Raw genomic sequence first — 12,575 nt, forward strand, 5'->3', positions numbered from 1 at the left:
AAAAAAATATCGAGGAAACACACATGAAACCCGGCGACAAAGTAGAAGACTTCACCCTCCAGAATCAGGACGGCAATGACATCTCGCTCTCCGACTACAAGGGCAAGCCCGTCGTCCTTTTCTTCTATCCGCGTGCCGACACGCCCGGCTGCACCATCGAGTCCTGCGGCTTCCGCGACGCTTTCACGAAGTTCCAGAAGGCAGGCATCGTCGTGCTCGGCATCTCGCGCGACACCGTTAAGGCGCAGAAGAAATTCAAGGACAAGTACGACCTGCCTTACGATTTGCTCGCCGACCCGGACCTCGTCCTCATCAACCGCTACGACCTCATCAAGCCGAAGAACATGTACGGCAAGCTGGTCAAGGGCGTGAAGCGGACCACGTACCTTATCGGCCCGGACCAGCGGCTGATTCATATCTTCGAAGACGTCAAACCGGAAGGCCATGCCGAAGAAGTGCTCGCGCTGGTCAAATCACAGAAGCACTAGAGGCCATGTACAGACTCCCCATCTTAGCCACGATCCTTGCACTGATGGTTCCTGCGGCTCCGGCGCAGCAGGGTGCGACCGTCGCCGAGCAGTATCTGTTCTCCCTGACGAATCAGCACCGTGCCGAACATCACCTGCCCGCGCTCGCGTGGGACTCTGCGCTTGCCCGCGCCGCTCGAAACCATGCAGCGGTCATCGCAGCGCACCCTGGACCAGCCGAGCATCAGTATTTGGGCGAGGCTGACCTGAAGTCGCGTACCTATGCAGCAGGTGCGCACTACAGTGAGGTCTCGGAGAACGTCGCAGGCCACGCCATGGCACCTGTCGAGTTTGACCGCGCATGGATGAACTCGCCCGTTCACCGCGCCAACATCCTCGACCCCAACCTCACCTCTATCGGCATCGCTGTGGTCGAGCGCGGCGGCAATCTCTTCGCCGTGGAAGACTTCTCTCACGCAACGCAAGTTTTTGGCGGTACCAATCAAGTCGAGCAACAAGCCGAACGGCTTTTGCGTGAGCGTGGACTCCGCATCGCCACTTCGCCCGAAGCCCATCAAGATGCGCGCGAGATCTGCCGTCAGCCATCGAGCACAGCAGGCCACCCGCTGCTCATCATGCAGTGGGACGGCGCGGATCTGACACAGCTTCCCGCAGCCGTGCTCCAAAGCTTGCCGCAGGTCCGCGAGCACTCCGTTGCGGTTGGCGCATGTCCGAGCACGCATCCGCAGCCAGGATTCACGACGTATCATCTCGCTGTATTGATGTTTTAGTTCGAAGGAAGGGCAAAGCAGTGCCGTCGAAGCACATCTCGGAAGCCGCGACTGCACTCGCCGTTGCTGGGTTGCTTGCAGGCGGATGGGCGTATGGAGCGCTCTATCCGCCATCGCAACTCTTTGGCAGAGTTATCGTCGCCGGTAATGACCCCAACGAGATTGCCCTCACCTACGACGACGGTCCGAATCCCGCCGCGACGGAACGGCTGCTCGAAGTTTTGGCGAGGCATGATGTGCGCGCAACGTTCTTTCTGATTGGAGGATTCGTTCGCCAACGCCCCGATCTTGCCCGAGCCATTGCTGCAGCAGGGCATCTCATCGGCAACCACACCGTGACGCATCCCTGGCTGGCGTGGCAATCGGCTGCGCGCATTCGGGAAGAGCTTGTCGGCTGCAACGCGTCGCTCGAAGACGCTATCGGAGCGCCAGTCCATTACTTCCGTCCGCCGCACGGAGCGCGTCGCCCCTATGTTCTGCGCACAGCGCGCGAACTCGGCCTCATCACGATTCAGTGGAACGTTACCTGCTTTGACTGGAGCGCGCCACCGCCGGAGACGATTCTTAACCACGCAATCAGCGGGATTACTCGTAATCAGCGCAGACGCCGCGCATCAAACGTGCTCCTTCATGATGGTGGCCACCTCGGACTGAATGCACCACGCCACGCCTCGGTTGAGGCCACGGACAAGCTGATTACGCGCTACAAGCAGACCGGAGCGAAGTTCGTCACCGTTGATCATTGGGCCTAGTTGGGTCTGGGCCGATTGAGCTTTACAAGGAAGCGCGCGAAGACTTCTATCAAGCTATTCGTACTTGAGCGTCTGGACGGGATCGAGCCGAGCGGCGCGATTGGCCGGAAGCGTTCCGAAAAGCACTCCCACGAGTACCGAAGTACCGAGCGCGATCACAGCGGACCATGAGCTGATCGGAATCTTGAACGGCGTCAGCAGTCCTAGCGTGAAAGGAATAGCAAGGCCAAGCAACGTGCCGACAAGACCTCCGCTCAGCGAGAGGAAGACAGCTTCGGTAAGGAACTGCAATCGAATCTCATTGCTGGTCGCGCCCAGCGCCTTGCGGATACCGATCTCCTTGATGCGCGATTGCACATTGGCCAGCATGCTGTTCATAATGCCGACACCGGAGACGATCAGTGTAATGCCAGCGCCCAGCGTCAGCACCAGCGTAAGCATGTCGGCGATCTTGGCTGCGCTGGTGAGCAGGTCGGTAAGGATCTGTGCTGAATAGACAGAGCCTGCATAGTGGCGCGAGCGGATAATAGCGAGGATACGCTTGGATGCCGGAACTACCATGGCGGAGTCGCGCATGGTGAAGAAGATTTCCTTGAGCGTATTGGTTCCGGTGAAGTATCGCAGGACAGGGTAGGGGACCAGCATGGTCTGGTCGCTGATCTCGGACAGACCGTAGGTGTCGAACGCCTCTTTGAAGACGCCGATGACGGTGAACGGTATGCCTTTGATGCTGATCGTATGGCCGATTGCAGCCTGCGGGCTGCCGTAGAGAGCAATAGCGAATGGCTCCACGATGTCGGCGACTTTCTCGTGTGACAGTGCGTCCTGGTCATCGAAAAATCGACCCGAGACGACGACGAGGTTGCGCACAATCTTGTACTGAGGCGAGACTCCCAGGAGCATGGTGGCTTTGGTAACGCCGCCACCCATAGCTACATTGTCGTGGAACTCCAACATGGGCGAAGAAGCCACGATACCGGGAACCTGCTGGAGCACGGCATTCATGTCATCGAGGGTCATGTAGTCAGGCGTGCCGGTGTTGTTTGGGCCGGAGACGGTGCCGCCGCCGTACTGTAGCTCAATCTTGTTAGGACCCATGCTGGTGAGCTGGTCTAGAGCATACTGCTTGCCAGTGAGGCCGAGCGTGGTAACCAGAATGATCGAGGCCGAGCCAATAACCATGCCAAGCATCGTCAACAAAAATCGGGTCTTGCTGGTGCGAAAGCTGTCAACCGCCAGTTTGACCACTTCACTGAAGAGCATGGTCGAGCGTGCGCTGGCGAGCGTGCGCTCAAAAGAGACCGGCTTGGAGGATTCACTCAGAGCCATGGCAGCAGTCGCGGGGTTGTGCCCGTCATCTATAGATTAGACACCTTCGATGTGGGTAACGGTGCAGCAATGGCCGCTAACCTTCTGAGTAACGAGGCTGCCGATGCGCCGGTCCACCCGCTTTGCTGGTTTGGCCATCTATCGAGCGCCTCCAATTGACATGACTTTTGGGTAAAGTCTGATGTCTGGGGCCTCTAAGCTGCTTGAGCAGGCCTTGCCGTTGTAGTTTTACGCAAATACAGGGTTTCGTGGCCAAAAAGGGCGAAAAGAACGTTGCGGGATGAAAAGAAAGCGTCCTATGGTCGATTCTGTTCGTATACCATTACAATCAAGCGCAAAGCTGTGATACATCATTAAGGCGGCGCACCGCCAGAGAAGTCCCCGCGCCAAACTGTTGAAGGAGACGATTCGCCCAATGAAATTAACCGCACGAATTCCAGTGACGGCCGCGATGGTCGCGCTGTTGCTCACTACTGTAACCGGGTGCAATCGCCTGAAGGCGCGGGACCAGTTGACCAAGGGTGTACAGGCATTCAAGAACGCCCAGTACGAACAGGCGGTCAACTATTTTCAGAACTCCATTAAGCTCGACCCCAACTACGAAGATGCGAAGCTGTATTTAGCCACTGCATATTCCTATCAAGTCGTTCCAAATCTGGAAACTCCGGAGAATCTGTCTATCGCGCAAAAGGCGCTCGACGGCTTCAACCAGGTGCTGGCACACGACCCGAACGACGTCAATGCGCTGAAGCAGATTGCTTCGATCAACTTCAACATCAAGAAGTTTGAGGTCGCTAAGGAGTATCAGAAGAAGGTAATTGCACTTGCTCCTAACGATGCCGAGGCGTACTACACCGTCGGCGTGGTCGACTGGATTCAGGCGTATAAGAACGCCACCACCATTCTCGCTGCTGACGGCATTACCGATGCGGGCGATGGCAATCCGAAGATGAGCAAAGGCGCCTGCCAGAAGATTCAGGCAGCTAACACCGATCTGGTCACCGAGGCTCTTCAATACCTGAATAAGGCTGTTGAGGTTAACCCAACATACGACAACGCCATGGATTATTTGCAGTTGACCTATCGCCGGAAAGCAGACCTCGATTGTGGCGACGCCGATGCCCGTAAGGCCGACTTGGCTCAGGTGGATCAATGGGTACAGAAGGCCATGGGTGCCCGCAAGGCGAATGAACTCAAGAAAGAGAAGGAGACCTCGGGCGGAATCCACATGAATTAGTCCGAAGTTTTTCCGGAGAAGCCTCCCATATGGGAGGCTTCTCTATTTGGCGTAATTCCTGGGTCGACAGGTACCTGGTAAGTGTCGCGCGTGCGATAAAATGGCCGCTTGTGCGGAGTGCGGCTCGAAACGTGAATTCAAAGTTCAGGAAGGTGCTGATCGCCAACCGCGGTGAGATTGCGCTCAGAGTAATGCGCGCCTGCCGTGAGATGGGTCTTGCCACAGTGGCGGTCTATTCTGACGCCGACCGCGCCGCTCTGCACGTGCTCTATGCAGATGAAGCCTATAGACTTGGCCCGGCTCCTGCGACACAGAGCTACTTGCGTGGCGACCTGATTCTGGACATCGCGCGTCGCTCAGGAGCTGATGCCATCCACCCGGGTTATGGTTTCCTCTCGGAGAATGCTGACTTCGCCGATGCCTGCACGAAGGCAGGTGTCACCTTTATAGGCCCGCCCGCCAGCGCTATGCGCGCGCTGGGTTCGAAGACACTCGCTCGCCAGGCAGCGGACAAGGCAAAGATGCCGCGCGTTCCTGGTTCCGTGACCGGCCTGAAAGATGTGGATGAAGCGCAGCGAGTCGCTGCGGAGATTGGATACCCCGTCATGCTGAAGGCAGCAGCGGGCGGTGGCGGTAAGGGGATGCGCGCCGTGACGGGCCCTGAAGATATGCCCTCGGCGTTCATGGGAGCCAGCAGTGAGGCAGAGCGCAGCTTCGGATCCGGCGAGGTTTACCTGGAGAAGTTGATCGAGCGGCCCCGCCACATCGAGATTCAGTTGATGGCCGACATGCATGGCAACTGCATCTATCTGGGCGAGCGCGAGTGCTCCGTACAACGCAGGCATCAGAAGGTCATCGAGGAAGCGCCCTCCGCAGTCGTGAGCGAAGACCTGCGTCGCCGTATGGGCGAAGCGGCAGTGCGCTTGGCGCTCTCAGCCGGATACGTCAACGCGGGCACCATCGAGTTCCTTGTAGATGCTGAACAGAACTTCTACTTCCTCGAGATGAATACTCGGCTACAGGTTGAGCACCCGGTCACCGAGATGGTCACGGGCCTCGACCTGGTGGAGATGCAGCTTCGCATTGCGATGGGCGAGCCGCTGGGCGTGCGGCAGGAAGACATCCACCTGCGCGGTCACGCAATCGAATGCCGCATCTACGCCGAGGACCCGGACAACAATTTTTTCCCGTCGCCCGGCCTGATTACGAGACTGACGCAGCCCGGAGGCCCCGGCATCCGCGAAGACTCGGCCGTGTACCCCGGCTGGGTCGTGCCGCTCGACTACGACCCCATGCTCTCAAAGCTGATTGCCTATGCGCCTACACGCCTCGCGGCCATCGACCGGATGCTGCGTGCACTCGATGAGTATGTTATAGGCGGTATCAAGACAAACATCTCGCTCTTCCGTCGGATCCTCACCGACGAAGACTTCCGAGCAGCCCGCATCGACACGGGCTACCTTGAGCGGTTGTTGAGCACTGCTCCTGCCGCGGATAACAAAACCGAGGTCCCAGAAGATATCGTTGCGCTCGCCGCTGCATTATTTTCCGCCAGCACACAGTTGACTCCATCAGAGTCAGAACCAACACAACCAAGCCGCTGGGCGCAGGCCGGACGGCAGGAGGCGCTGCGAGCGTGACCATCTGGCTGGAGATTGAAGCCCGCAAGCAAAGAGTCGATCTGCCCGCGGCGGCCCTCGGTTTCATGCAGTGTGTCGTTGATGGCCGCACGATCCAAGCCGATGCGCAGATGGTTGAGCCTGGTGTCCTGTCGCTGATCGTAGATGGGCGGCAATACGGCTGTGTTCTGGATGGAGACGGCGTATGGATTGGCGGCAAGCGGTACTCCTTTGTGCTAGATGATCCGCGCTCGCTGGCTGGACGTCGCGGCTCTGGCGCAGGAGCAGAAGGCCCGCGTCCGGTAAAGGCCCCTATGCCGGGTCGCGTCGTTCGCGTACTTGTTGCGGCTGGTGAAGAGGTAGCTGATGGCCAGGGGGTAGTCGTCATCGAAGCGATGAAGATGCAGAACGAACTGAAGTCGCCGAAGTCCGGACGAGTTTCGCGTGTGGCGGTTACGCCGGGAGACACGGTCGGCTCGGGAGACATACTTGTGATCGTCGAATAATCAAAAATTACTTTCGGGTGTCCGCTGCACAGGCTACAATCCTGCAACACGTGTTTTTTGGTTCTTCTGATAGTTCAATACTTGGAGCGAGGCTGCGCCCATGAGCGACGAATTCGTTGTAGATGGACAAGCTCAAAGCACCGGGCTGAGTCAGGTTGAGCGCGTGGTAGACACCTTCATCGCGCCCAGCAAAACCTTCACCGACATCCTCCGCAGCCGGAGCGTCTGGTTTCCCATTCTGCTAACGATCATCTTCTCGCTGGCCGTCGCCGTGACGATGCAGAAGCGCGTCGGTTTTGACCAGATGTATCAGACGAGCCTCGCGCAAAGGCCAGCGCAGCAGGCCCAGATGGATTCGCTACCGCCGGACCAGCGCGCCTCGCGCATGAAGATCGGCGTCGCCTTTACCGAAGGAATCACCTATGGCTACTGGGCCTTCGGCCTGATCTTCGCAGCCATCGCTTCGCTGGTACTGTGGGGCAGCTTTAGCTTTCTCGCCGGGGCTAAAACCAGCTTTTCTGAGATGTTCGCCGTCTGGATCTACTCCGGCCTGACCGGGTTGGTCGGGGCCGTGCTGATTATCGTCATGCTGGTCATCGTAGGCGGTGAGAACTTCAATCCTCAGTCACCCATTGGTACCAACCTGGGCTACTATCTCAGCGCGGACTCGTCCCAGTGGCTCAAGGCCCTGCTCGGCTCCTTCGATCTGCTGGTCTTCTGGTTCATGGCGCTGTTGATTATCGGTACGTCCATCGTGGCGAAGGTCAAGCGGAGCACGGCAGCAGCGATCATCATCGGCTGGTGGGTGCTGATCGTCATCATCAAGACCGGTTTTGCCGTGATGATGTAAATCAGCGTGTCGCATACAAGTGAAAAGCCCGGCAACTCGCGGGCTTTGTCATGTTTTGATTGCGCCTACTCGATCCAGCGCTTGAAGACGAGCGAGCCATTGGTTCCGCCAAAGCCGAACGAGTTCGACAACGCATACTCAATCTTTGCAGCCTGCGCCTTGTTGGGCACGTAATTCAACCTGCACTCGGGGTCCACGTCGACCAGGTTCATCGTTGGCGGTGCGATCTGGTGCTGCATCGCCATCACGGTGATGCCTGCCTCCAGTCCGCCTGCACCGCCGAGCAGATGGCCCGTCATCGACTTGGTTGAGCTAACCAGCAGTGTGTGATTCTTCGCGCGCTCGCCGAAGACAGTCTCGATGGCCTTCGACTCCAGCGCATCGCCCAGTGGCGTGCTGGTTGCATGTGCGTTGACATAATCAATCTTGTCCGGAGAGATGCCCGCAACCCGCAGTGCATGGTTCATCGATCGCGCGCAGCCCTCGCCCTCTGGAGCCATTCCGGTCATGTGGAAGGCGTCGGCCGACATGCCATAGCCAACAATCTCTGCCAGAATCTTCGCGCCACGGGCCCTGGCAAATTCAAGCTCTTCGAGAATGAGAATGCCTGCGCCTTCGCCGATGACGAAGCCATCGCGGTCCTTATCGAAGGGGCGGCTGGCGTGTTGTGGATCGTCGTTGCGTGTTGAAAGGGCGCGCATCGAAGCAAAGCCCGCCACGCCAAGAGGCGTAATCGATGCTTCGGCGCCGCCGGCGATCATTGCGTCTGCATCACCGCGCTGGATAATGCGGAAGGCGTCGCCGATCGAGTGCGCGCTCGTTGTGCAGGCGGTCGCGGTTGCTTCGTTCGGTCCCCGCGCTCCGTACCTGATCGAGACGTGGCCGGCGGCGAGATTGATGATGGAGCCGGGAATAAAGAACGGCGACACCTTGCGCGGGCCACCGGAGAGCAGGTTCGAGTGTTCGCGCTCAATGACGTCGAAGCCGCCGATGCCCGAGCCGATATGCACCCCGACGCGGTCATGGTTGCTCTCATCCACTTTGAGGCCCGAGTGCGCCATCGCCTCCGCCGATGCTGCCAGCGCGAAGTGAATGAAGCGACCCATCTTCCTGGACTCCTTCTTGTCCACAAACTGGAGCGGGTCGAAGTCCTTGACCTCGGCCGCAAAACGCACGGGATGGCCAGTGAGATCGAATGCCTTGATCTCGGCCATGCCGCTCTTTCCAGCCATGAGGCCTTCCCACAGCTCCGGCGCGGTTTTACCCACGCCGCAGATGAGTCCGAGGCCGGTTACGACGACGCGACGCTGCTCCATACTTTATTTGGCCGCTTTCTGGTGCTTTTCGATGTAATCAATGGCGTCCTTGACGGTCTTGATCTTCTCGGCGTCTTCGTCAGGGATCTGGATATCGAAGGCTTCTTCGAACTGCATGACAAGCTCGACCACGTCAAGCGAGTCTGCCCCGAGATCTTCCTGGAAGCTTGCGCCGGGGGTGACTTCCGCTTCATCCACCTGAAGCTGCTCGACGATAATCTGTTTTACCTTTTCATCCACTGCTGCCATGTCGTTCTCCTGTGTGCTGCTTGAAATCGGACCTTTTGGGCGTAGCTGTCTAGTGAACACGCCAGCCTAAAGAATACTGAGCGTCCCGTTGAGTGTAAAGCAGACCCGACCGGGCAGCGAATTAGGGACCGCAGTGGTTACCTGCTGCATGCGGTAGTTTTGTGCGGTGGGAATTATGCATTAGGCGGCGGCGAAGGTTTGGCGTAAATTTAGGCCATGCAGGAAATGACAATATTGTGGTTCGTCATCGGATGCGGTGCCGGCGTACTCATCGGTTGGTTGATAGCGAATACCCGTGCGCGCAGCGCACATGCAGTCATGGCCGCACGTATCGCAGCAATGGAAGCTGAGGCCAGGGCCTTTCGCGATAGCAACGACGCTAAAGAAAAGCTGATTGACAAGCAATCGGGTGAGTTGGATGACGTGCGACAGGCGGCCGAGGCTGCGCGTGTAGATGCTGCCGGGCTGCGCTCACAGATTGAGGCCGAGCGAAAAGCAACCAACGAAAAGATCCAGGCGCTTGTCAATGTAGAGACCAGCCTGAAGGCCAGCTTTGAAGCATTGGCAGCAAACGCGCTGGATGCAAACAGCAAACGCCTGCTCGCACTGGCGAAGGGTGAACTCGATAAGCAACAGGTAGAGTCGGCGAATGAATTGGCCGCGAAGGAGTCCGCCATTGAGAACCTGCTGAAACCGATGCAGGAATCTCTGGCCAAGCTTTCCAGCCACAGCCAGGAACTCGAAGTGAAGCGCCAGGGCGCCTATGAATCAATGCTGGCAGAGATACAGAACATTCAGCGTTCTCACGCTGACCTGCGAAAAGAGACAACGCAGCTTGTAGCAGCATTGCGTGCTCCCAAAGTACGCGGCAACTGGGGTGAGATGCAGCTGCGCAAGTGTGTCGAGTTTGCCGGCATGGTGCAGCACGCATCCTTCGACGTGGAGAAGTTTGTCAGAGGCGAGGATGTTTCCATCCGGCCCGATCTTATTGTGAAGTTGCCAAACGGACGCAGCATCATTGTCGATGCGAAGACGCCGCTCGATGCATTTCTCGACGCCAGTGCAAGTGAGGACGAGACACAGCGTTCAGCATTCCTCGCCGCCCACGCGGCCCAGGTAAGAAAACACTTGGATGCACTTTGCGGAAAGGCGTATTGGAAGCAGTTTCCGGAATCGCCCGACTTCGTAGTGTGCTTTCTGCCCAGCGAAGTCCTCTTCTCGGCGGCGCTGGAACAGGACCCGTCGCTGCTCGAATACAGCGCAGAAAGTCGTGTGCTGCTGGCCACTCCAACCACGCTGATTGCGTTGTTGAAAGCAGTTGCTTATGGATGGAAGCAATCGCAGATTGCGCGTGATGCTCAACTGATTCGAGATGAAGCTTTGAAAGTGCAATCGAAGCTGGTTGGGTTGCACGATGCCATCGTGCAGTTGGGTAAACAACTGCGCAACGCCAGCAAAGCATATGATGACATGCTGATCAAGGCCGAGGGCCGAGGAGGATTGTTCTCAATCTCGCGCAAGCTGCGTGAGCTCGAGATTGGGGAACAAGACCTTCCGGCGCTGGAGCCGACAGCGATGCAATTGCGTCCGATGACGAGCGACGAATGGCAGGGGCAGCTATCTCTGGCGGCGCAGGCCGATGAAGAAGCTGACTAGATCATGCTCAGGACGTATCTCCGGTTGAGTTGAGACACACTGCACATGAAACCGGATCATTTTGTATCGGTTGCAGCCACGGCCCGCGTATCGCTGCTTTTCTGCGCATCCAGAAGGTCACTCATCTTCAGATAGACAGCGTTGGTCCAGCCGAAGCCGACGACGTTGCTCTTGTAGCCGGTGGCAACCTGCACGTTCGAGGAGCCATTGACCACGTCGTATTTTTCGTGGATGGTGCCGTCACGCAGAAAGTTCTGGCGGATGGTCGAGGTGAACTCGCGCGAGACGCGGCGTGCGTCCTGCATGAAGCCGTAGTTGACGAGGCCCTGCGTGGTGACCCAGTTCGTCGGCGCCCAGCCGTAGGGCAGGTCCCACTGCGTGCCGGAGTCGTAATCGCTCATCGCAAGACCGCCTTCGTGATCGAAGGTGCTGAGATGCTTTTCAAGCGCATCCGCTTGTTCGCGTGTGGCGGCGCCCGCGAAGAGCGGGTAGAACGCGGAGATGTAGTTATAGGTGGACTGCTGATGCGTGACGAAGTCGTAGTCGTAGTACATGCCTGTAGAGGAGTTCCACAGGTATTGATTGATCAGCTTGCGTCGAGCAGCGGCACGTTGCTCCCACATCCGGGCTTCAGCGGGACGGCCAAGCAGCGTGGCGAAGTGCGCCATATCGCGCGCGTACTTATAGAGCAGGCTATTAAGACAGACAGGCGCGTAGTCCTGTGTAGAGCCTTGGAATGGGCCGAAGCGGAAGGCGGGGTCGAACCCGGACTCTCGCATGGCGCGGTCGCCGTGGTAAAAGCCGCTGGAGAGCCATTCGTTGCCGACGTGCGCGTTAGCGCAAAGTTTCGAGGCGCGAATGTCGCAGCTTTTCTCGGCGAGTGCAGTGGCGTCAGCCGACGTGGGATTGGCGGGGCCTTTGACGAGATAAGTAGTGTGGACGGCCGGGTGAGCAATCAGCCATTGGATGACGTCGATGTAGTAGCGGCTGTCGTCAGCCATCTCGGGCACGGGGCCTGTGCCGACGTCGCTGTAACGTGCGAGGCCAGTGTTACCTGCGAGATGTGGCACGCGGGTCCACAGAGCGTAGTCACGCTCGGCGTGGCTGTAGGCGTTGGCGAGCCACTTGTGGGAGAGCGGCGTGCCTCCTTGATGCTCGTAGACTTCGCGGATCATCGAGGTGAGGAACGGCGGCTGCGAGCGGGTGAGATAGTAGGTGCGATTCGCGTTGAGGATAGCGCCGTAGTTGTCGATCTCGTAGAAAAAGTTTTCGACCATGTCCTCGGCCAGATCCATGCGATGGTTGGCGACGAGACCGAGGACGATGAAATAGCTATCCCAGCCGTACATTTCATTGAAGCGGCCACCGGGAACGACGTAAGGATGTGGCAGATAAAGCAGGCCTTCATCGGGAATCTCCGAGACGCGCACGTCGCCCATCTGGTGGATGGTGCGCGGCAGATGCTTCACCTGCACGTTGCAGTGCTTCTGCATGTTGGCAACTGCTGCGGGCACAGGCATTCCCGCAGGTAGATAGAGAATCGGTGCGGTGGTGACCTTGATGTCGCCCATGGATTTGCAGTCGTTCATCGAGCGCGAGAGCGTGTCCCATGCGTGATCAATGTAGTCGAGCACGCGAGCGTTTGAGCTGCCCTCATCCTGAGCTGTCTGCGCGTAAACTGCGCCCGTGAAAAGAAGAACTGCAACGAGCACGCCTGCCAATGAGCGGGAAGAGCTTTTCATGAAGATGCTCCAGACGGATTTGCCTCAGCATGGAGGCCGAGGGCAGATTCAAGTGAAAGCA

At 58.1% G+C, this 12,575-nt stretch carries 12 protein-coding genes; 8 read left to right on the forward strand and 4 right to left on the reverse strand.

What is annotated here, in order from left to right:
* The first annotated feature begins 23 nt into the window (after positions 1-23).
* From IEX36_RS12350 to IEX36_RS12360, 3 genes are read left to right on the forward strand one after another with little or no spacing between them, the layout of a single operon-like run.
* Positions 24-488, forward strand: coding sequence for a peroxiredoxin (locus tag IEX36_RS12350; protein ID WP_188759574.1), 465 nt, complete (start codon positions 24-26; stop codon positions 486-488).
* Between the two features lie 5 nt (positions 489-493).
* On the forward strand, positions 494-1,258 hold the full coding sequence (locus tag IEX36_RS12355) for a CAP domain-containing protein (RefSeq protein ID WP_188759575.1): 765 nt from the start codon (positions 494-496) through the stop codon (positions 1,256-1,258).
* Positions 1,259-1,278: 20 nt separating this feature from the next.
* Positions 1,279-2,010, forward strand: a complete 732-nt coding sequence (locus IEX36_RS12360; protein WP_229668932.1) for a polysaccharide deacetylase family protein — start codon at positions 1,279-1,281, stop codon at positions 2,008-2,010.
* Between the two features lie 54 nt (positions 2,011-2,064).
* Here the strand turns inward: IEX36_RS12360 and IEX36_RS12365 are convergent, their stop codons facing one another.
* Entirely contained in the window at positions 2,065-3,339 is a 1,275-nt protein-coding gene (locus tag IEX36_RS12365; RefSeq protein WP_188759577.1) for an ABC transporter permease, read from the reverse strand.
* Positions 3,340-3,754: 415 nt separating this feature from the next.
* On the opposite strand from IEX36_RS12365, the gene IEX36_RS12370 reads away from it, so the two are divergent.
* The 4 genes from IEX36_RS12370 (at position 3,755) to IEX36_RS12385 (ending at position 7,551) form a co-directional block, all read left to right on the forward strand.
* Positions 3,755-4,576, forward strand: a complete 822-nt coding sequence (locus IEX36_RS12370) for a tetratricopeptide repeat protein (protein WP_188759578.1) — start codon at positions 3,755-3,757, stop codon at positions 4,574-4,576.
* Positions 4,577-4,767: 191 nt separating this feature from the next.
* Positions 4,768-6,216 (forward strand): acetyl-CoA carboxylase biotin carboxylase subunit, encoded by a 1,449-nt coding sequence (locus IEX36_RS12375; RefSeq protein WP_229668987.1) that lies wholly within the window; start codon positions 4,768-4,770, stop codon positions 6,214-6,216.
* On the forward strand, positions 6,213-6,701 hold the full coding sequence (locus IEX36_RS12380; RefSeq protein ID WP_188759580.1) for an acyl-CoA carboxylase biotin carboxyl carrier protein subunit: 489 nt from the start codon (positions 6,213-6,215) through the stop codon (positions 6,699-6,701). The genes IEX36_RS12375 and IEX36_RS12380 overlap by 4 nt, the downstream gene beginning before the upstream one ends.
* A gap of 100 nt (positions 6,702-6,801) precedes the next feature.
* Positions 6,802-7,551 carry a YIP1 family protein gene (locus IEX36_RS12385; RefSeq protein ID WP_188759581.1) on the forward strand — a complete coding sequence of 250 codons (750 nt, stop codon included), beginning with the start codon at positions 6,802-6,804 and terminating at the stop codon, positions 7,549-7,551.
* Between the two features lie 65 nt (positions 7,552-7,616).
* On the opposite strand, the gene fabF is transcribed toward IEX36_RS12385, so the two are convergent.
* Positions 7,617-8,867 carry a beta-ketoacyl-ACP synthase II gene (gene fabF / locus IEX36_RS12390; protein WP_188759582.1) on the reverse strand — a complete coding sequence of 417 codons (1,251 nt, stop codon included), beginning with the start codon at positions 8,865-8,867 and terminating at the stop codon, positions 7,617-7,619.
* 3 nt (positions 8,868-8,870) lie between these two features.
* Positions 8,871-9,116 (reverse strand): acyl carrier protein, encoded by a 246-nt coding sequence (locus tag IEX36_RS12395; protein ID WP_188759583.1) that lies wholly within the window; start codon positions 9,114-9,116, stop codon positions 8,871-8,873.
* A gap of 234 nt (positions 9,117-9,350) precedes the next feature.
* On the opposite strand from IEX36_RS12395, the gene IEX36_RS12400 reads away from it, so the two are divergent.
* Positions 9,351-10,772: a DNA recombination protein RmuC gene (locus IEX36_RS12400; RefSeq protein WP_188759584.1), complete on the forward strand. Its 1,422-nt coding sequence runs from the start codon at positions 9,351-9,353 to the stop codon at positions 10,770-10,772.
* 56 nt (positions 10,773-10,828) lie between these two features.
* Here IEX36_RS12400 and IEX36_RS12405 read toward each other — a convergent pair whose 3' ends face one another.
* Positions 10,829-12,514 (reverse strand): trehalase family glycosidase, encoded by a 1,686-nt coding sequence (locus IEX36_RS12405; protein ID WP_188759585.1) that lies wholly within the window; start codon positions 12,512-12,514, stop codon positions 10,829-10,831.
* Positions 12,515-12,575 lie beyond the last annotated feature (61 nt).

It is taken from the genome of Edaphobacter acidisoli (assembly GCF_014642855.1).
GTDB classification, from domain to species: domain Bacteria; phylum Acidobacteriota; class Terriglobia; order Terriglobales; family Acidobacteriaceae; genus Edaphobacter; species Edaphobacter acidisoli.

Excerpts from the sequence above, each read along its gene's own strand:
- IEX36_RS12350 (WP_188759574.1), top strand. The coding sequence starts at position 24 with ATGAAACCCGGCGACAAAGTAGAAGACTTCACCCTCCAGAATCAGGAC.
- IEX36_RS12355 (WP_188759575.1), top strand. The coding sequence starts at position 494 with ATGTACAGACTCCCCATCTTAGCCACGATCCTTGCACTGATGGTTCCT.
- IEX36_RS12365 (WP_188759577.1), bottom strand. The coding sequence starts at position 3,339 with ATGGCTCTGAGTGAATCCTCCAAGCCGGTCTCTTTTGAGCGCACGCTC.
- IEX36_RS12370 (WP_188759578.1), top strand. The coding sequence starts at position 3,755 with ATGAAATTAACCGCACGAATTCCAGTGACGGCCGCGATGGTCGCGCTG.
- IEX36_RS12375 (WP_229668987.1), top strand. The coding sequence starts at position 4,768 with ATGCGCGCCTGCCGTGAGATGGGTCTTGCCACAGTGGCGGTCTATTCT.
- IEX36_RS12385 (WP_188759581.1), top strand. The coding sequence starts at position 6,802 with ATGAGCGACGAATTCGTTGTAGATGGACAAGCTCAAAGCACCGGGCTG.
- fabF (WP_188759582.1), bottom strand. The coding sequence starts at position 8,867 with ATGGAGCAGCGTCGCGTCGTCGTAACCGGCCTCGGACTCATCTGCGGC.
- IEX36_RS12395 (WP_188759583.1), bottom strand. The coding sequence starts at position 9,116 with ATGGCAGCAGTGGATGAAAAGGTAAAACAGATTATCGTCGAGCAGCTT.
- IEX36_RS12405 (WP_188759585.1), bottom strand. The coding sequence starts at position 12,514 with ATGAAAAGCTCTTCCCGCTCATTGGCAGGCGTGCTCGTTGCAGTTCTT.